Source organism: Citrobacter sp. RHBSTW-00881, from assembly GCF_013728515.1.
GTDB classification, from domain to species: domain Bacteria; phylum Pseudomonadota; class Gammaproteobacteria; order Enterobacterales; family Enterobacteriaceae; genus Citrobacter; species Citrobacter braakii.
In genome coordinates this window covers 2,266,063-2,283,781 of sequence record NZ_CP056269.1, presented here as the reverse complement: position 1 = coordinate 2,283,781, position 17,719 = coordinate 2,266,063, and the positions used below count along the sequence as shown (strand labels likewise).

Here is a 17,719-nt window from a genome sequence, read left to right as displayed (position 1 = left end):
GTAGCCCGTTTGAGGTATGGGTATACTCCAGTGTATCGCCGAGAATAACGCCACTGCCTGCAGCAGAATCGTCATTCAATAAGGTTTTCGGTTTTACGAAAACCCGAAGGAACAAGTCACCATGTTTAAACGTTGTCTTTCCCCGCTTACGCTGGTCAACCAGGTGGCGCTGATTGTTTTATTGTCTACTGCCATCGGCGTGGCGGGTATGGCAGTCTCTGGCTGGCTGGTTCAGGGCGTTCAGGGTAGCGCGCATGCAATCAACAAAGCGGGATCGCTACGCATGCAAAGCTATCGCCTGCTGGCAGCCATACCGCTGGACGCCAACGATCAACCACTGCTGGATGAAATGGAGCAAACGGCGTTTAGCCCGGAATTGACGCGTGCCGCGCAGCGTGACGGACAACAGGCGCAGTTAAAAGCCTTACAGGATTACTGGCACACCAAACTGGCACCGGGGCTTGCGCATGCGCAAACGCCTGATGCGGTAGCGCAGGATGTCAGGCGCTTTGTGGGCGGACTGGATAAGCTGGTCACCGCCTTTGACCATACCACCGAGTTACGCATTGAACGCGTCGTTCTGCTGCATCGCCTGATGGCCGTATTTATGGCGTTGCTGCTGGTCTTCACCATTATCTGGCTGCGCGTGCGCCTGTTACAGCCGTGGAAACAACTGCTGGCGATGGCGCGAGCCGTCAGTCAACGTGATTTTACCCAACGCGCACATATCAGTGGGCGTAATGAGATGGCAGCGCTGGGCTCGGCGCTGAATAATATGTCGGAAGAACTGGCCGAAAGTTACGCGGTGCTGGAACAGCGGGTACAGGAGAAAACGGCGGGTCTGGAGCACAAAAATCAGATCCTCTCTTTCCTGTGGCAAGCCAACCGCCGTCTGCACTCTCAGGTGCCGTTGTGCGAACGCCTCTCTCCGGTACTGAACGGTCTGCAAAATTTGACCCTGCTGCATGATATTGAACTGCGGGTCTATGACCTGGAAGATGAAGATAATCATCAGGAATTTACCTGCCAGTCCAATGTCAGCTGTGATGAGAAAGGCTGCCATTTGTGTCCGCGCGGTACGCTACCCGCCATTGACGGCGGTATCACGCTGAAATGGCGGCTAACCGATGCCCATACCCAGTATGGTATCCTGCTCGCGACTTTGCCGTACGGACGCCATCTCAGCCACGATCAGCAGCAACTGGTTGATACCCTGGTTGAGCAACTGACCGCAACGCTTGCACTCGACAGGCATCAGGAGCGTCAGCAGCAGTTGATCGTGATGGAAGAGCGTGCCACCATTGCGCGCGAACTTCATGATTCTATTGCACAATCGCTCTCCTGTATGAAGATGCAGGTGAGCTGTTTGCAGATGCAGGGCGATGCGCTTTCAGATAACTGCCGCGAGCTGCTCAGTCAGATTCGTAACGAGCTAAACGCCTCCTGGGCGCAACTGCGCGAGCTGTTAACGACCTTCCGTTTACAGCTGACGGAACCTGGATTGAGACCGGCGCTGGAAGCCAGCTGCCAGGAATACAGCGCGCGTTTTGGCTTTACGGTTAAGCTGGATTATCAGCTGCCACCGCGTCTGGTCCCTTCGCATCAGGCGATTCACCTGCTACAAATTGCGCGCGAAGCCCTGAGCAACGCCCTCAAACACTCTCAGGCCGATGAAGTAGTCGTGACGGTGGTGCAAAATGGTAAGCAGGTCAAACTAACAGTGCAAGATAACGGCTGCGGCGTACCGGAAAACGCCGAACGCAGTAACCACTACGGCATGATAATCATGCGCGACCGTGCGCAGAGCTTGCGCGGCGATTGCCGTGTACGCCGTCGCGAGACAGGCGGTACTGAAGTTGCTGTCACTTTTATTCCCGAAACAAACTTCACAGAAGTCCAAGGAGATACCCATGAGTAATCTGGAACCGGCAACCATCCTGTTGATCGACGATCATCCGATGCTGCGAACCGGTGTAAAACAGCTTGTCAGCATGGCGCCCGATATCACCGTTGTCGGCGAAGCCAGCAATGGTGAGCAGGGTATCGAGCTGGCAGAATCCCTTGATCCCGATCTGATCCTTCTTGATCTCAATATGCCCGGCATGAACGGTCTGGAAACACTCGACAAGCTGCGTGAGAAATCACTGTCAGGCCGTATCGTCGTGTTTAGCGTATCCAATCATGAAGAAGACGTGGTTACTGCACTGAAGCGCGGTGCCGACGGTTATCTGCTGAAAGATATGGAGCCGGAAGATTTGCTGAAAGCATTGCAGCAAGCGGCTGCCGGTGAAATGGTGCTGAGCGAAGCCTTAACGCCGGTTCTGGCCGCCAGCCTACGCGCCAATCGTGCAACGTCCGACCGTGATGTTACCCAACTGACGCCGCGCGAACGCGATATTCTTAAGCTCATCGCCCAGGGCCTGCCTAACAAGATGATCGCCCGCCGCCTGGACATCACCGAAAGCACGGTAAAAGTTCACGTGAAGCATATGCTGAAGAAAATGAAGCTCAAATCACGTGTTGAAGCCGCGGTATGGGTGCACCAGGAACGTATTTTCTGATAACGCGCGCATGCGTCATTGTTAACGAGGATCATTTTCCGAAACGGTAGTAAACGGTTCGGTCAGTGATAGCGTGATCTCATTGGAAGAGACACGCTGGCCCTGCTCATCTTCTACCACCACAGACAACCGCCAGCGGTTCGTCGCACCTTCTCTGCTGCCCCACTTCGGCATAATAATCGTCCAGCCCTGCGCGCTTCGGTTATTGCTGCCAGCCGTTAAGCTCAACGCCTGAGTATCGCCCTGCCACGTCAGGTGGCGGATCCCATGCAAACTACGCACCTGCAGCTTCAGCGCCACCGTCTCTCCCGGTTTGAGATCCCAGGGCGGCGTGGCCAAAAATACCGACAGCGTTTTACGCTGGCGATACTCCAGCGTCGGCAAATTGTTACGCTGCGGATCGTCATAACGACTGCCGCGCAGTGAACGGCTGTTCGCCACCTCACTGACCATCAACTGTTTTTTTAACGGCACGCCAAAACGGTAACTAAGCGTTAAGCCGAGGTTATTCTGGCTAATGCCGCTTTCACCCTGCTTATGCTGCGCTGTCACCGTGATCAGCGGCACCGGTGTATAGCTCAGCCCGAGGTTCACCGCCACCGGATTGTGATACCCGGTTCCCGAATGAAATAGATCCACCCGGTCGCCAAAATACTGTTCCACGCTGACGCTGGTATTGAGGTGTTGATAGAACGGCATCCGCATTTGCGCGGTCAGATCGTAGCCGCGGGCCATCCGTTGTTGCTGGGTTGCAAAACGATCCTGCCAGGAAGACAACGGTTGATAATAGTTAGCGGATAAGCGCAAATATTCGCCCCATGCCTCCGCGCCGAGGCCTCCCCGGGGCAGATTTTCATCCAGTAAGTTGTCATAAAAGGTGTTGTAACCCAGTAACCAACCGTCGCGTACCCAACGTTGCCCAATCCCCGCATTACTGACTAAGCCGTCGTCCTGTTGCGTCACTCCTAGCTGGCTCCAGGTAAGATAACGTTGGTTGTCCTGCCACGGCACAAACCAGCTTCCCCGACTCCCGGTAAAACTGCCTTCGTTATCAACTTGCAACCCGATGCTGGCGTTTCCCCAGGGAGAAAGCCAGGATTCCAGTTGCTGATTCACCTGTTCGCTGACCGTATCACGCACCTGGCCAAACGCGAACTGCTTCGCCTGTTCACCGGTATCAAGCCCGTTATCAGTCATGCTGGCTTCACCAAACGCTTTGACCATTTCGGCAAAATGCTTTTCGCCTGCCCGCGACTCCGGGGCCATACCAAGATCGGGCAAGCCATCACTATTGTTATCGAAAGGGTTTTCAGCCTGGTGCAAAAAGGACGACTGCGCGTTAGCAGTACCGCCTGCCAGCGGCAAGAGTGCGAATACAGCAAGAGAAGAACAGATAATACGGCTCAAATCGTTAGTGGTTTCTTACATCAATTAGCCACAGTGGCATACTTATCTTAAACCATAACGTTTTCAGCGTTGATTTTCAGCCCCTCCCCCTTTTTTCGGCATTATCCTGGCATTGAGAAATAGGTGTAACATACGTGTCGGTTATTAACGCTCACATGCAGTAACAGGAGTAAAAATGCAAAAGCTAGTGATCGTCGCGAACGGAGCGGCTTATGGAAGCGAATCGTTATTTAACAGCCTGCGTCTGGCTATCGCCCTGCGCGAACAGGAAGCCGCTCTCGACCTGCGTCTGTTTTTAATGTCTGATGCCGTAACTGCAGGATTACGTGGTCAGAAACCCGCGGAGGGCTACAATATTCAGCAAATGCTGGAGATCCTGACAGCGCAAAATGTTCCGGTAAAACTATGCAAAACCTGCACCGATGGTCGTGGGATCACGGCGCTGCCGTTAATTGACGGAGTGGCCGTCGGCACGCTGGTAGAACTGGCTCAATGGACGCTGGCTGCAGATAAAGTGTTGACCTTCTGATATACCGTTTTCAGGCAAGCGCACTGAAAGTGTCGATAATTTCCGGATTTAATATTTGATGGGCGCGGTTTCGTTGAACGTTAGCACGCCCGTTCAACCCTTTTGAGGTGTTTTGTCACTTTTGTTTAATCGTTATGCCATTTTTTGATCAAAATCAGCATCCTGTTGCTCCCCCTTTGGTGTTATGCAATGAGTGAAATGTGAACAACATCACGCAGCACTTTCGACAGAAAGTACGTTGTTTTCAAGAACGGGGTGAAAAATGGCATTAGTGAAGACAAGTTTAAAGTTATTTGGTGGCGATACGGTGGTAGTGCGCTGTTCCGAGCGCTGTCACATCCATCTGATGAGCGAAAAAAATCACGTCAAAGACACGCAGTCCGACATCTTAAGCGTGCAGGATCGTGATAACGCATGGTTGACCGTGCCCTATACCGGCGTCTGGAACGTGCTGATCGACAGCCACAGTCAGTCGCTTGAGCATTCGATAAGTTATATTGCAGCCTAAGCGTGACATGCCCGAAAAGCGCCTGGCTTTCGGGCATACAATTCCACGCCGGGTTCAGGCAAACCCTGGCCGTATAACGCCTTCTGGCAGGTTCTCTCCCAACAATCGTTTGACCGTGATCACCAGATCATTAAGACAATCATCCTGCATCCCCAGCTTGACCAGCTCTTGTTCCAGCGAGAACAGATACTGGGCATTGGTGCCTAAAGGTCCGCTGGCCGCGGCGATAAGCGGCGCGATCACCTGCGCGCGCGTGTCTGACTCAAACAGCGGATGGCGCGGATCCATAATAAACACCAGCGCGTTCACCGTACGGCCGTCATCAAGCGCCAGCTGGCACCAGGTCGGCAGATAGCATCCGGTGATCATTTCTCGCTTCCACAACAGAGAAAGCTCTTGTTCCAGCGACGCGTCCGGCAAGCGGTAGGCCACACCGGTGGTACGTCCGCCCTCTTTCAGGGCCAGCATGCGGCCTGGCTGACACGCCGTTCCTCGCCCCGCCGTCAGGCGCAGACAAAATGCACGGTGCCAGCCGACTAATGTCCCGGTACAGGACTCTTCAAACTCTAAGGCCGGGTTCCACATCAACGATCCATAACCGAAGATCCACACCGGTCCATCATCTGGTCGACAAGCGAGCGTGGCGGCCAGTGAGGCTGCACGTTGTTCCGCTGACCAGAGTAGTGATTCTTCAATAGCACCAAATGCCGTCTTACAGTCGGCATTCAATAAAAAATCACGCGTTAACACCTTACACCTCCGCCACTGCTGCTTCCCTGCGACAACTTTTTTGACGCCTTCCGGGCTTTTTTACTGCTCATTTTGAAACCAATAGCTGGACAATAGGCAATTCACCGCTCGCTTGCAAGCCAGTAACCGCGCGGCGTAGCACGATTCGCTAACGCCTGATGCAAGCGAGTTTATAAAGGCATTATAATTGATACTGTTACGTCTTTTTATGCCATTTACCATCATCACCTTTTTGGTAATCATTTTTAACCGCGGCCCACGCCACCTTATGTGCAGTCTCTTCTCGGGTGGCATCGTCACGTCGGTCAGATTTGTCTTTATACTGTTCCCAGGCGCTGTTGAAAGCTTCTTTATAAATGTCCTGAGCATGGGCTGGCAGAACGTGCTGCACGCTGTCAGGCAGATCGCTTTTAGATTTATAGGGCATTGTGAACTCCTCTTTTTAGGCTAAACCTTAAGTGTGGTTAACAATGCGGCGAGACGCCAATAATGGACATTTTTAGAAATTTTCTTTACCTAACCTTCTGTTAATTAAACAGTCTATAAACAAGAAATTGGTTTTTGGCCGCTTTGAGAGGGAAAACAGGTGATGTAGTAAAATTTCGTAAAATGTCACCTACAAAACCACGTTTTCTGTTATTTTTTACATTCTTTAATACTTTTTATAATTATAAATACCTGCAGAGATGGAGAATTAATGCAATGACACAAGCACATGAGGCGGTAAAAACCCGCCACAAGGAGACCTCTCTCGTCTTCCCGATTTTGGCGCTGGTAGTACTGTTCTTCTGGGGGAGCAGTCAGTCACTACCAGTGGTCATCGGTATTAATGCGCTGGCCCTTATTGGTATATTAAGCAGCGCATTCAGCGTTGTCCGTCATGCGGACGTATTAGCGCATCGACTTGGCGAACCCTACGGGTCGCTGATCCTCAGTTTGTCCGTTGTTATTCTTGAAGTCAGCTTAATCTCCGCATTAATGGCAACCGGCGATGCCGCACCTACGCTCATGCGCGATACGCTGTATTCAATCATTATGATCGTAACCGGGGGTCTGGTCGGTTTTTCATTACTGTTAGGTGGCCGTAAATTTGCCACTCAGTATATGAACCTATTTGGTATTAAGCAGTATTTAATCGCCCTGTTCCCACTGGCCATTATTGTACTGGTATTCCCGATGGCGTTGCCGGGGGCAAATTTCACTACCGCGCAGGCGCTGTTGGTGGCGTTAATTTCTGCGGCGATGTACGGCGTATTTTTGCTGATTCAAACTAAAACGCACCAAAGTCTGTTCATTTACGAGCATGAAGACGAGGGTGACGACGATGACCCGCATCACGGTAAGCCGTCAGCGCACAGCAATCTGTGGCACGCCGCCTGGCTTATCATTCATCTGATCGCTGTTATCGCCGTGACCAAGATGAACGCCAGCCCGCTTGAGACCTTGCTGACTGAACTGAATGCGCCAGTCGCATTTACGGGTTTCCTGGTCGCGTTACTGATCCTCTCGCCTGAAGGACTGGGCGCACTGAAAGCGGTTCTGAGCAATCAGGTACAGCGGGCAATGAATTTATTCTTCGGTTCGGTATTAGCCACAATTTCGCTGACCGTACCGGTGGTGACGCTGATTGCATGGGCAACCGGGAATGATTTGATGTTTGCACTGGGTGCGCCAGAGATGATTGTGATGGTTTCATCACTGGTTCTGTGTCAGATCTCTTTCTCCACCGGACGCACCAATGTGCTTAACGGTGCAGCGCATCTGGCACTGTTTATCGCCTATCTGATGACAATATTTGCCTGAGTATTATTTTAGACGTACCCCACGGTCCTCTTCAGGGCCGTTTTCTTTTCTGCCGATATAACACAATTGATGGCGCGTCTGGTGCCTGACGGCGACCTTTACACCCTTTTCAAACAGCAGGCCGGAGGGAAACTCCGGCCTGTCACACTCACTTAGTTCTCGGTATCCAGCTCGTCGAAGCTTTTCACCAGGTCATCAATCGCTTTAATCTGCGTCAGGAACTGTTCCAGCTTCGCCAGCGGCAGCGCGGATGGGCCATCGCATTTCGCATTGGCTGGATCCGGATGCGCTTCAATAAACAGACCTGCCAGACCAACCGCCATACCGGCACGCGCCAGTTCGGTAACCTGCGCACGACGACCGCCGCTTGCTGCGCCAAATGGATCGCGGCACTGCAGCGCATGGGTAACGTCAAAAATCACCGGTGAGTTGCCGGAGACTTTCTTCATCACGCTGAAGCCCAGCATGTCCACAACCAGGTTGTCATAACCAAAGTTCGCACCACGGTCGCACAGAATAACCTTATCGTTGCCGCCTTCATGGAATTTATCCACGATGTTGCCCATCTGAGCCGGGCTGATGAACTGCGGTTTCTTCACGTTGATTACGGCACCGGTTTTCGCCATCGCTTCCACCAGATCGGTCTGACGAGCAAGGAATGCCGGAAGCTGAATCACATCCACCACATCAGCAACAGGCTGTGCCTGGCTGGCTTCGTGAACGTCGGTGATCACTTTTACGCCAAAAGTCTGTTTCAGTTCCTGGAAGATTTTCATCCCTTCTTCAAGGCCCGGTCCACGGTAAGAGTGGATGGAAGAACGGTTGGCTTTATCAAAGGAGGCTTTAAACACGTAAGGGATACCCAGCTTTTGAGTAACGGTTACGTAGTGCTCACAAATGCGCATCGCCAGATCGCGGGATTCCAGCACGTTCATTCCGCCAAACAGCACGAACGGCAGGTCATTTGCCACGTTGATGTCGCCAATGCTAACCACTTTTTGTTTCATAGGATCGCCTTAAACGGTAGGTAAAGTGTGATTAATCAATGCAATACAATTTGTTTGTGCGAAATAGTATTAATTTGCGCACGAATCATTTCGCTGATCGGGTCTTCCGGACACTGTTCTACGAAATAACTTAAATCTGTCAGCGCAACATGTTCGCACTCGAGTTGCGCGTATATTAAACCACGATCGCGAATTTCATACGGATCTTCAGGATTAAACTGCAATAGTGCTTCACTGGCACGCAGCGCCAGCTCCATTTGCCGCTCTTCCATCAGTGATGATTTCAGCGTGTCGAGCAGTTTGCGGATCACTTCCGCGTTATCCGCTTCATCCAGGTCTTCGTTAAACAGCTCCGCAACCGGGCTGATATTCCCCTTCAACCACACTTCCAGCGTGTGCTCATTTAACGTTTCGCCATTGAATGGATTGATTAGCCACATTTCACCATCGAGAGACTCAATACGAAGGATCAGTTGCGTCGGGAAAATCACCGGTACCAGCGGCAGCTCCAGTCTGTTGGCAATCCACAATAAGATCGCCCCCAGAGACACGGCGCTGCCCTGCCGATTTTTCAGTACCTGGTCAAGCCAGAGTGCATCAGAAAGACGATAGACGCCGTGGGTATCCGTAAATCCCCATTCGCCGTAAAAAAGTGCCAGCAGTTTTTCCAGTTGCTCATCCTGAGACAGGAGCTGGCTAATTTCTTCTTGCGCCAGACTGACCAGACGTTCCAGTTCGTCGTAGACAGATTGTGTTGGAAAATCCAGACGGATAGACTCCGACGCCAGGATCATCCCATCACACAATGGCGCTTTATTAAATTCGAAATCAGCTAACGACCTCATGCTTACCCCAGTAACGGTATTTTTGTGGTGGCGAGTTTAATGATGATGTACAGCACCACCAGCGCCAGCGGAAATGCGACTAATCGCGCCTGCTGACTGCGCGCCCGACGATAATCGAGCGCAATAAAACCCAAAACGATGTAAATGATAACCCCAAACAGCTTTTCAGTCAGCCATGTCCCGTGCTCAGTGAATGGCAGGATGTGCGCTTTAACCATTAGCGCCACGCCGCTGAGTAATAAAACGGTATCCACAACCGGTGGCACAATGCGCGTCCAGCGTGCGCAGGCAAGACGCGAGTCGGTGTAACGCCACCAAAAACGCAGCGTCAGCAAGCCAACGGAAAGCGCAATACTGATGAGATGAATGTTGAGTAACACACTGAAGGTACTCATGATGGGATGCGTCCAAGCGTAATTCGCTCATTGCCGCCATAATCACGGCAGGTTTCAACCGCCTGGTAACCCGCACGAGTAAAGACGTCCCGGACGGCCTGCCCCTGCTGCCAGCCATGTTCCAGCAACAGATAGCCGCCGGGCGTTAAGACGCGCTGAGACTGGTCAATGATATGCACGATATCCGCCAGTCCCCGATCGCCCGCCACCAGTGCCGACAGAGGTTCAAAGCGTACATCGCCTTGTGCCAGGTGCGGATCCTGTTCGTCGATATACGGCGGATTACTGACAATCATGTCAAACTGCTGTCCCTGCAAAGCGCTGAACCAGTTGCTTTGCAGCACGCAAACATTGTCGATGCCCAAATGCTGTTTGTTGCGAGTGGCCAGCGCAACGGCATCCGGCATGCGGTCAACCGCCGTTACCGCGCAATCCGGACGCTCGGTTGCCAGTGCCAGCGCAATGGCGCCCGTGCCGGTTCCCAAATCGAGAATGCGGCACGCTGAGGCCGGCAAGCGAGCCAGCGCCTGTTCCACCAGACATTCAGTATCCGGACGAGGGATAAGCGTAGCCGGAGACACAAACAGCGGCAGCGACCAGAACTCCCGCACGCCGGTTAAATGCGCCACCGGCTCACCCCGCTGACGGCGCTCCAGTAATGTGTCGAGCTGTTGACGCTGCGCCTCGGTTAATACCGTTTCACCGAAAGCCAAAATAAAGGTGCGCCCCTTACTGGTAACAAACTCGAGCAAAATCTCGGCGTCACGGCGCGGGCTTTCACTTGCCTGTAATTGGCTTATCGCTTCACGCAGCCAGTGCTGATAATCCATTAATCCTGCTCGGACAACGCCGCCAGTTGGTCGGCCTGGTATTCCTGGACAATTGGCTCAATGAGCATATCCAGTTTGCCTTCCATCGCTTCATCCAGACGGTAGAGCGTCAGGTTAATGCGGTGATCGGTCACGCGACCCTGCGGGAAGTTATAGGTACGGTTGCGATCGCTGCGATCGCCACTGCCCAACAGATTGCGACGCTCAGAGGCTTCTGCCTGTTGACGTCTTGCCACTTCGGCGGCACGAATTCGCGCCCCCAGCACCGACATCGCTTTCGCTTTGTTTTTATGCTGCGAACGTTCGTCCTGGCATTCCACTACGATACCGGTCGGCAAGTGGGTAATACGGATTGCGGAGTCGGTGGTGTTAACGTGCTGCCCCCCTGCGCCTGATGAGCGGAAGGTATCAATACGCAGATCGGCCGGGTTGATGTCCGGCAGTTCGGCATCCGGCAGTTCCGGCATGACCGCGACCGTACAGGCCGAGGTGTGAATACGGCCCTGTGACTCCGTCGCAGGTACGCGCTGCACGCGATGCCCACCGGACTCAAATTTCAGTCGACCGTACACGCCTTCGCCGCTAATTTTGGCAATGACTTCTTTAAACCCACCATGTTCGCCTTCGCTGGCGCTCATGATCTCTACCCGCCAGCGACGCGATTCAGCGTAACGGCTGTACATGCGGAACAGATCGCCGGCAAACAGCGCGGCCTCATCACCACCGGTTCCCGCACGCACTTCGAGGAAGGCGTTACGTTCGTCATCAGGATCTTTAGGCAACAGCAGAACCTGCAGATGTTGCTCCAGCTGTTCGCATTTATCTTTTGCTTCACGCAGTTCATCCTGCGCCATTTCACGCATTTCAGGATCGTCGAGCATCATCTGAGCCGTCTCGATATCTTCCTGAACCTGTTGCCAGTCCGTAAAACAGCGAGATACATCGCTTAATTGCGCATATTCGCGCGACAGTGCACGAAAGCGTTCCTGGTCTGCGATAGTACCCGCATCCCCGAGCAGCGCCTGAACTTCTTCATGGCGTTCATGCAGGGCTTCCAGTTTGGCAACGATAGAAGGCTTCATAGGCGTAAATGCACCCTGTAAAAAATAAGATTGGTGTGCTGCTACTCCAGCCCGAGGCTGTCGCGCAGAATATTCAGGCGTTCACTATCCCCGTCACGGGCGGCCTGTTGAAGTGATTTGGTTGGTGCATGGATCAAGCGGTTGGTCAGTTTCCAGGCCAGATCCTGCATAATGGCTTGCGCATCACCACCCTGTTGAAGAGCGGCCAACGCTTTGGCAGTCAGTTCATCACGGATCTGTTCTGACTGACTGCGATACTCGCGGATAGTTTCACTTGCGCCCTGAGCGCGTAGCCAGGCCATAAATTCGCTGGTTTCCTGCGCCACAATGGTTTCGGCTTCCACGGCCGCCGCTTTGCGCTGGGCCAGGTTATGCGAAATGATGCTTTGCAGGTCGTCAACGCTGTACAGATAGGCGTTGGACAACTTACCCACTTCCGGCTCGACATCGCGCGGTACGGCGATATCCACCAGCAGCATAGGTTGATTACGGCGATTTTTAAGCGCGCGCTCCACCATTCCTTTGCCGATAATTGGCAGCGGGCTAGCGGTAGAACTGATAATAATATCGGCATCCTGTAAACGCGCGTCGATATCACTCAGCGAAATCACTTCGGCGCCGACTTCATCCGCCAGCACTTGCGCCCGCTCGCGGGTACGGTTGGCAATGATCATCTTCTTCACTTGATGCTCACGCAGGTGTCGCGCCACCAGCTCAATGGTTTCGCCTGCGCCCACTAACAGCACGGTCACCGTGGAGAGCGATTCAAATATCTGCCGCGCCAGCGTACAGGCGGCAAAAGCCACGGACACGGCGCTGGCACCGATGTCTGTTTCTGTACGTACACGTTTAGCGACAGAGAATGATTTCTGGAACATGCGTTCCAGCGCACTGGCGTTCAGGTGACCTTTTTGCGAATCCGCAAAAGCTTTTTTCACCTGCCCCAGAATCTGCGGTTCACCAAGCACCAGCGAATCCAGACCGCTGGCAACACGCATCAAATGACTGACGGCGTCGTTGTCCTGGTGCCAGTACAGGCTATTGCGCAAGTCTTCTTCATTAAGATTATGGTAATCGCACAGCCAGCGAACCAGCGCTTCTTGCAGGTTATCCTGCTCTTCAACGCTGAGATACAGTTCCGTACGGTTACACGTCGACAGCACCACCCCGCCCTGCACCATTGGCTGCGCAAGCAGGCTGTCCAGCGCCTGATCGAGCGTATCCGGCGAAAACGTTACGCGTTCTCGCAGCGATACAGGTGCCGTTTTATGGTTAATACCAAGCGCTAAAAGGGTCATGTGTGCGGGAATAGTACCAGCGTTGATAAGGTTAGACTGGGTGCATCATACAGGATGCGTGCGGTCAATAAAAGAGACTGCCCCCTTTTGGAGTAATAGCTTAGTGCACAAATTTGAGCGATTTAAGATAACTTGAACGTAGACGATGTATGATGGCGGCGCTAGCATTAAGAGTTATAACTGCAACGTATCTCAAGGATTTGTCATCATTATGACCCTGCCTGATTTTCGCCTGATTCGCCTGCTGCCGCTCGCGGCCCTGGCTCTTACCGCCTGTACGCTCAACGCGCCGAAAGGTCCCGGCAAAAGCCCTGACTCTCCACAGTGGCGCCAGCACCAGCAGGAAGTACGCGCCCTGAACCAATATCAGACGCGCGGTGCGTTTGCGTATATTTCCGATCAACAGAAAGTCTATGCCCGCTTTTTCTGGCAACAAACCGGACAGGATCGCTATCGTCTCCTGCTGACCAATCCCCTGGGCAGCACTGAACTGGAACTCAATGCCAAGCCGGGCAACGTCGAACTTGTCGATAACAAAGGCAAGCACTACACCGCTGACGACGCCGAAGAGATGATTGGTAAGCTGACCGGCATGCCTATTCCATTGAACAGCCTGCGCCAGTGGATCCTTGGCCTGCCGGGAGACGCCAGCGATTACAAACTCGACGACCAGTATCGTCTGAGTGAAGTGAACTACAGCAAAGACGGTAAAAACTGGAAAGTGGTCTATAGCGCCTACGACAGCAAAATTAAGCCTGCGATGCCGGCAAACATGGAACTGTCCGACGGCGATCAGCGTATTAAGCTGAAAATGGATAACTGGATTGTGAAATGATGACCCACTGGCCCTCTCCGGCAAAACTGAATCTGTTTTTATACATCACCGGGCAGCGTGCGGACGGTTATCACACCTTGCAGACGCTATTCCAGTTTCTTGATTATGGCGACACGATAGGTATTGCGCTGCGTGGCGACGGCGAAATCCGCCTGTTAACGCCGGTGGAAGGCGTTGCACATGAAGACAATCTCATTGTCCGTGCGGCGCGCTTGCTGATGAAGGCGGCGTCTGAAAGCGATCGCCTTCCCAAAGGGAGCGGCGCCGACATCAGTATCGAAAAACGCCTGCCGATGGGCGGCGGTCTTGGCGGAGGTTCGTCTAATGCAGCTACCGTCCTGGTGGCGCTGAATCACCTTTGGCAGTGCGGACTTTCGGTTGATGAACTGGCAGGACTCGGCTTAACGCTGGGGGCGGACGTTCCCGTATTCGTGCGCGGCCATGCGGCCTTTGCTGAAGGCGTAGGTGAAATTCTGACCCCGGTCGAGCCAGCGGAAAAATGGTATCTGGTCGCCCACCCGGGAGTCAGTATTCCGACGCCGGTGATTTTTAAAGATCCCGACCTCCCGCGCAACACGCCAAAAAGGTCAATAAAAACGTTACTAAAATGTGAATTCAGCAATGATTGCGAGGTTATCGCAAGAAAACGTTTTCGCGAGGTTGATGCGGCGCTTTCCTGGCTGTTAGAATACGCGCCGTCGCGCCTGACTGGTACAGGGGCTTGTGTCTTTGCTGAATTTGACACTGAGTCTCGTGCTCGCCAGGTGCTTGAGCAAGCCCCGGAATGGCTCAAAGGCTTTGTGGCGAAAGGTGTCAACCTCTCCCCATTGCACAGAGCGTTACTCTAAATCATTCGGGTTTCAGGAAGATGGCGAAATATGCCAGCACACATGAAACGTGAAAGATGACGAGTAAGCCGGGCAAGCTGAGTTGCGGTGACAACGTCACCCTGTTCCAGACGTTGCATCGCGCTCTTTAATACACCGCATGGAGAGGATACTGCCTGGCCCGCACAGTTTTCGGCAGATTCTTTCCACCAATGGACGCATGCCTGAGGTTCTTCTCGTGCCTGATATGAAGCTTTTTGCTGGTAACGCCACCCCGGAACTAGCACAACGTATTGCCAACCGCCTGTACACTTCACTCGGCGACGCCGCTGTAGGTCGCTTTAGCGACGGCGAAGTCAGCGTACAAATTAATGAAAATGTACGCGGTGGTGATATTTTCATCATCCAGTCCACTTGTGCCCCTACTAACGACAACCTGATGGAATTGGTCGTTATGGTTGATGCGCTGCGCCGTGCTTCCGCAGGCCGTATCACCGCCGTTATTCCTTACTTCGGCTATGCACGTCAGGATCGTCGCGTACGTTCCGCTCGTGTACCGATTACTGCTAAAGTCGTCGCTGATTTCCTGTCCAGCGTTGGCGTTGACCGCGTCCTCACCGTTGACCTGCATGCTGAACAGATCCAGGGCTTCTTTGACGTACCGGTTGATAACGTATTCGGTAGCCCGATCCTGTTAGAAGACATGCTGCAGCTGAATCTGGACAACCCGATTGTGGTTTCTCCGGACATCGGTGGCGTCGTGCGTGCCCGCGCTATCGCTAAACTGCTGAACGATACCGACATGGCTATCATCGACAAACGACGCCCGCGCGCGAACGTTTCTCAGGTGATGCACATTATTGGTGACGTTGCAGGTCGTGACTGCGTGCTGGTTGATGATATGATCGATACCGGCGGTACGCTGTGTAAAGCAGCAGAAGCACTGAAAGAACGTGGTGCAAAACGCGTATTTGCTTACGCTACCCACCCGATCTTCTCAGGTAATGCGACAAACAACCTGCGCAATTCAGTGATTGATGAAGTCGTTGTCTGTGACACTATTCCACTGACTGACGAAATCAAAGCACTGCCAAACGTGCGTACATTGACCCTGTCGGGTATGCTGGCCGAAGCGATTCGTCGTATCAGCAACGAAGAATCCATCTCTGCTATGTTCGAGCATTAATCGAGCCCGGCTCAAAAACCCGCTGCGGCGGGTTTTTTTATCTGCAACATCTATTTGTATGACTTATGCCTCCTTCACCTGCCATTTAGTTGACAGATGATGCGCTCATGGATGAAACATTATTGTGAACAGATTATTTTCCTCACATGTGATGCCTTTCCGCGCCCTCATCGACGCTTGTTGGAAAGAAAAATATACCGCTTCTCGCTTTACCCGCGACCTGATCGCCGGGATAACCGTTGGGATCATTGCCATTCCGCTGGCGATGGCCCTGGCAATAGGCAGTGGCGTGGCGCCGCAGTACGGCTTGTATACCTCAGCCGTGGCTGGGATTGTTATCGCCCTTACCGGGGGTTCACGTTTTAGCGTATCTGGACCAACTGCCGCCTTCGTGGTGATTCTGTATCCGGTGTCGCAACAGTTTGGGCTGGCAGGCCTGCTGGTCGCAACGCTAATGTCCGGGATATTCCTGATCCTTTTCGGCCTCGCCCGTTTTGGTCGCCTGATCGAATATATCCCGGTATCCGTTACGTTAGGTTTTACATCGGGTATTGGTATCACCATCGGTACCATGCAGATTAAAGATTTTCTCGGTCTGCAAATGGCCCATGTCCCGGAGCACTACCTGCAAAAGGTCGGCGCGCTGTTTATGGCCCTGCCAACCCTCAACGTTGGCGATGCCGCAATTGGCGTGGTGACGCTGGGGATCCTGATTTTCTGGCCGCGTCTGGGGATCCGACTGCCGGGCCACCTTCCTGCGCTGCTGGCAGGCTGTGCGGTAATGGGGATTGTGAACCTGACCGGCGGCCATGTCGCCACCATCGGTTCTCAGTTCCACTACATTCTGGCTGATGGCTCGCAGGGTAACGGTATCCCGCAGTTGCTGCCGCAACTGGTATTACCGTGGGACATGCCGGAGTCAAACTTTACCCTGAGCTGGAGTTCGTTACAGGCGCTGTTACCGGCCGCCTTCTCCATGGCGATGCTCGGGGCGATTGAATCTCTACTGTGCGCCGTCGTGCTCGATGGGATGACCGGCACCAAGCATAAAGCCAACAGTGAGCTGATTGGCCAGGGCCTGGGTAACATCGTGGCACCGTTCTTCGGTGGTATCACCGCCACGGCGGCAATTGCCCGTTCTGCGGCAAACGTCCGCGCCGGGGCGACCTCACCAATTTCAGCGGTCATCCACGCGATTCTGGTGATCCTTGCCCTGCTGGTGCTTGCGCCGCTGCTTTCCTGGTTACCGCTTTCCGCCATGGCCGCCCTGCTGCTGATGGTGGCATGGAACATGAGTGAAGCGCATAAAGTGGTGGATCTGCTGCGTCATGCGCCAAAAGACGACATCATTGTCATGCTTATGTGTATGTCGCTGACGGTGCTATTCGACATGGTGATCGCCATCAGCGTCGGTATCGTTCTCGCCTCCCTGCTGTTTATGCGTCGTATCGCGCGCATGACGCGTCTGGCGCCGGTCAACGTAGACGTACCTGACGATGTGCTGGTGCTGCGCGTTATTGGCCCACTTTTCTTTGCCGCTGCGGAGGGATTATTTACCGATCTCGAATCGCGTATTGCAGGTAAACGTATTGTAGTCTTGAAGTGGGACGCGGTCCCGGTACTGGATGCCGGTGGTCTGGACGCTTTCCAGCGTTTTGTAAAACGCCTCCCGGAAGGGTGCGAACTGCGGATCAGTAATCTGGAATTCCAGCCGTTACGTACCATGGCGCGCGCGGGCATTCAGCCGATTGCCGGACGCCTGACGTTCTTCCCGAATAAAGACGCCGCGCTGGCAGATATCAGCTGACGTGTAGCCCAGCCAGGCGAAGCGCTGCCGGACTACAAATGACAGGCAA

Annotated in this window: 18 protein-coding genes; 9 read left to right on the top strand and 9 right to left on the bottom strand. The window is 53.4% G+C overall.

Translation table 11 applies throughout. The features are described 5' to 3' along the window. The first annotated feature begins 121 nt into the window (after positions 1-121). Complete coding sequence (gene narX, locus HV311_RS10890; protein ID WP_016156734.1) at positions 122-1,918, top strand: nitrate/nitrite two-component system sensor histidine kinase NarX; 1,797 nt, start codon at positions 122-124, stop codon at positions 1,916-1,918. Next, the gene (gene narL / locus HV311_RS10885) at positions 1,911-2,561 is read left to right on the top strand and encodes a two-component system response regulator NarL (protein ID WP_003020756.1); all 651 of its coding nucleotides are present in this window, start codon (positions 1,911-1,913) and stop codon (positions 2,559-2,561) included. Before narX ends, narL begins: the two co-directional genes overlap by 8 nt. A gap of 21 nt (positions 2,562-2,582) precedes the next feature. Here narL and HV311_RS10880 read toward each other — a convergent pair whose 3' ends face one another. Further along, a complete protein-coding gene (locus HV311_RS10880; protein WP_191221088.1) occupies positions 2,583-3,968 on the bottom strand; it encodes a YchO/YchP family invasin in 1,386 nt (461 codons plus the stop codon). Positions 3,969-4,143: 175 nt separating this feature from the next. On the opposite strand from HV311_RS10880, the gene HV311_RS10875 reads away from it, so the two are divergent. Beyond that, positions 4,144-4,497 (top strand): DsrE/DsrF/TusD sulfur relay family protein, encoded by a 354-nt coding sequence (locus HV311_RS10875; protein WP_191221087.1) that lies wholly within the window; start codon positions 4,144-4,146, stop codon positions 4,495-4,497. Positions 4,498-4,759: 262 nt separating this feature from the next. Further along, positions 4,760-5,005: a DUF1883 domain-containing protein gene (locus HV311_RS10870; protein WP_191221086.1), complete on the top strand. Its 246-nt coding sequence runs from the start codon at positions 4,760-4,762 to the stop codon at positions 5,003-5,005. Positions 5,006-5,059: 54 nt separating this feature from the next. Here the strand turns inward: HV311_RS10870 and HV311_RS10865 are convergent, their stop codons facing one another. Together HV311_RS10865 and chaB are read right to left on the bottom strand one after the other, a co-directional pair. Continuing rightward, positions 5,060-5,755: a gamma-glutamylcyclotransferase gene (locus HV311_RS10865; protein WP_191221085.1), complete on the bottom strand. Its 696-nt coding sequence runs from the start codon at positions 5,753-5,755 to the stop codon at positions 5,060-5,062. Between the two features lie 196 nt (positions 5,756-5,951). Continuing rightward, the gene (gene chaB, locus HV311_RS10860; RefSeq protein WP_016153288.1) at positions 5,952-6,182 is read right to left on the bottom strand and encodes a putative cation transport regulator ChaB; all 231 of its coding nucleotides are present in this window, start codon (positions 6,180-6,182) and stop codon (positions 5,952-5,954) included. A gap of 275 nt (positions 6,183-6,457) precedes the next feature. On the opposite strand from chaB, the gene chaA reads away from it, so the two are divergent. Beyond that, the gene (chaA, locus tag HV311_RS10855) at positions 6,458-7,558 is read left to right on the top strand and encodes a sodium-potassium/proton antiporter ChaA (protein ID WP_016153289.1); all 1,101 of its coding nucleotides are present in this window, start codon (positions 6,458-6,460) and stop codon (positions 7,556-7,558) included. A 152-nt stretch (positions 7,559-7,710) separates the two neighbouring features. On the opposite strand, the gene kdsA is transcribed toward chaA, so the two are convergent. From kdsA to hemA, 6 genes are read right to left on the bottom strand one after another with little or no spacing between them, the layout of a single operon-like run. Continuing rightward, positions 7,711-8,565, bottom strand: coding sequence for a 3-deoxy-8-phosphooctulonate synthase (kdsA, locus tag HV311_RS10850; RefSeq protein ID WP_016156739.1), 855 nt, complete (start codon positions 8,563-8,565; stop codon positions 7,711-7,713). A gap of 35 nt (positions 8,566-8,600) precedes the next feature. Next, positions 8,601-9,410 (bottom strand): invasion regulator SirB1, encoded by an 810-nt coding sequence (gene sirB1 / locus HV311_RS10845; RefSeq protein WP_181627348.1) that lies wholly within the window; start codon positions 9,408-9,410, stop codon positions 8,601-8,603. A gap of 2 nt (positions 9,411-9,412) precedes the next feature. Continuing rightward, on the bottom strand, positions 9,413-9,805 hold the full coding sequence (gene sirB2 / locus HV311_RS10840) for an invasion regulator SirB2 (protein WP_016153291.1): 393 nt from the start codon (positions 9,803-9,805) through the stop codon (positions 9,413-9,415). After that, entirely contained in the window at positions 9,802-10,635 is an 834-nt protein-coding gene (gene prmC, locus HV311_RS10835; RefSeq protein WP_191221084.1) for a peptide chain release factor N(5)-glutamine methyltransferase, read from the bottom strand. The genes sirB2 and prmC overlap by 4 nt, the downstream gene beginning before the upstream one ends. Then, positions 10,635-11,717, bottom strand: a complete 1,083-nt coding sequence (gene prfA, locus HV311_RS10830) for a peptide chain release factor 1 (RefSeq protein ID WP_016153293.1) — start codon at positions 11,715-11,717, stop codon at positions 10,635-10,637. The genes prmC and prfA overlap by 1 nt, the downstream gene beginning before the upstream one ends. A 41-nt stretch (positions 11,718-11,758) precedes the next feature. After that, positions 11,759-13,015, bottom strand: coding sequence for a glutamyl-tRNA reductase (gene hemA / locus HV311_RS10825; RefSeq protein ID WP_016153294.1), 1,257 nt, complete (start codon positions 13,013-13,015; stop codon positions 11,759-11,761). A 211-nt stretch (positions 13,016-13,226) separates the two neighbouring features. Here hemA and lolB point away from each other — a divergent pair, with 211 nt between their 5' ends. The 4 genes from lolB to dauA all read left to right on the top strand — a co-directional run bounded on the left by lolB (position 13,227) and on the right by dauA (position 17,670). After that, a complete protein-coding gene (gene lolB, locus HV311_RS10820; protein WP_191221083.1) occupies positions 13,227-13,850 on the top strand; it encodes a lipoprotein insertase outer membrane protein LolB in 624 nt (207 codons plus the stop codon). Continuing rightward, on the top strand, positions 13,847-14,698 hold the full coding sequence (gene ispE, locus HV311_RS10815; RefSeq protein ID WP_101700524.1) for a 4-(cytidine 5'-diphospho)-2-C-methyl-D-erythritol kinase: 852 nt from the start codon (positions 13,847-13,849) through the stop codon (positions 14,696-14,698). The genes lolB and ispE overlap by 4 nt, the downstream gene beginning before the upstream one ends. 217 nt (positions 14,699-14,915) lie before the next feature. Further along, positions 14,916-15,863, top strand: a complete 948-nt coding sequence (gene prs, locus HV311_RS10810; RefSeq protein WP_191221082.1) for a ribose-phosphate diphosphokinase — start codon at positions 14,916-14,918, stop codon at positions 15,861-15,863. Between the two features lie 151 nt (positions 15,864-16,014). Beyond that, positions 16,015-17,670 (top strand): C4-dicarboxylic acid transporter DauA, encoded by a 1,656-nt coding sequence (gene dauA / locus HV311_RS10805; RefSeq protein ID WP_016153297.1) that lies wholly within the window; start codon positions 16,015-16,017, stop codon positions 17,668-17,670. Positions 17,671-17,719 lie beyond the last annotated feature (49 nt).

Bases quoted from the DNA above. Each gene is read 5' to 3' on its own strand.
- narX (WP_016156734.1), top strand. From the start codon at position 122: ATGTTTAAACGTTGTCTTTCCCCGCTTACGCTGGTCAACCAGGTGGCG.
- narL (WP_003020756.1), top strand. From the start codon at position 1,911: ATGAGTAATCTGGAACCGGCAACCATCCTGTTGATCGACGATCATCCG.
- HV311_RS10875 (WP_191221087.1), top strand. From the start codon at position 4,144: ATGCAAAAGCTAGTGATCGTCGCGAACGGAGCGGCTTATGGAAGCGAA.
- HV311_RS10870 (WP_191221086.1), top strand. From the start codon at position 4,760: ATGGCATTAGTGAAGACAAGTTTAAAGTTATTTGGTGGCGATACGGTG.
- chaB (WP_016153288.1), bottom strand. From the start codon at position 6,182: ATGCCCTATAAATCTAAAAGCGATCTGCCTGACAGCGTGCAGCACGTT.
- chaA (WP_016153289.1), top strand. From the start codon at position 6,458: ATGACACAAGCACATGAGGCGGTAAAAACCCGCCACAAGGAGACCTCT.
- kdsA (WP_016156739.1), bottom strand. From the start codon at position 8,565: ATGAAACAAAAAGTGGTTAGCATTGGCGACATCAACGTGGCAAATGAC.
- sirB1 (WP_181627348.1), bottom strand. From the start codon at position 9,410: ATGAGGTCGTTAGCTGATTTCGAATTTAATAAAGCGCCATTGTGTGAT.
- sirB2 (WP_016153291.1), bottom strand. From the start codon at position 9,805: ATGAGTACCTTCAGTGTGTTACTCAACATTCATCTCATCAGTATTGCG.
- prmC (WP_191221084.1), bottom strand. From the start codon at position 10,635: ATGGATTATCAGCACTGGCTGCGTGAAGCGATAAGCCAATTACAGGCA.
- prfA (WP_016153293.1), bottom strand. From the start codon at position 11,717: ATGAAGCCTTCTATCGTTGCCAAACTGGAAGCCCTGCATGAACGCCAT.
- hemA (WP_016153294.1), bottom strand. From the start codon at position 13,015: ATGACCCTTTTAGCGCTTGGTATTAACCATAAAACGGCACCTGTATCG.
- lolB (WP_191221083.1), top strand. From the start codon at position 13,227: ATGACCCTGCCTGATTTTCGCCTGATTCGCCTGCTGCCGCTCGCGGCC.
- ispE (WP_101700524.1), top strand. From the start codon at position 13,847: ATGATGACCCACTGGCCCTCTCCGGCAAAACTGAATCTGTTTTTATAC.
- dauA (WP_016153297.1), top strand. From the start codon at position 16,015: ATGCCTTTCCGCGCCCTCATCGACGCTTGTTGGAAAGAAAAATATACC.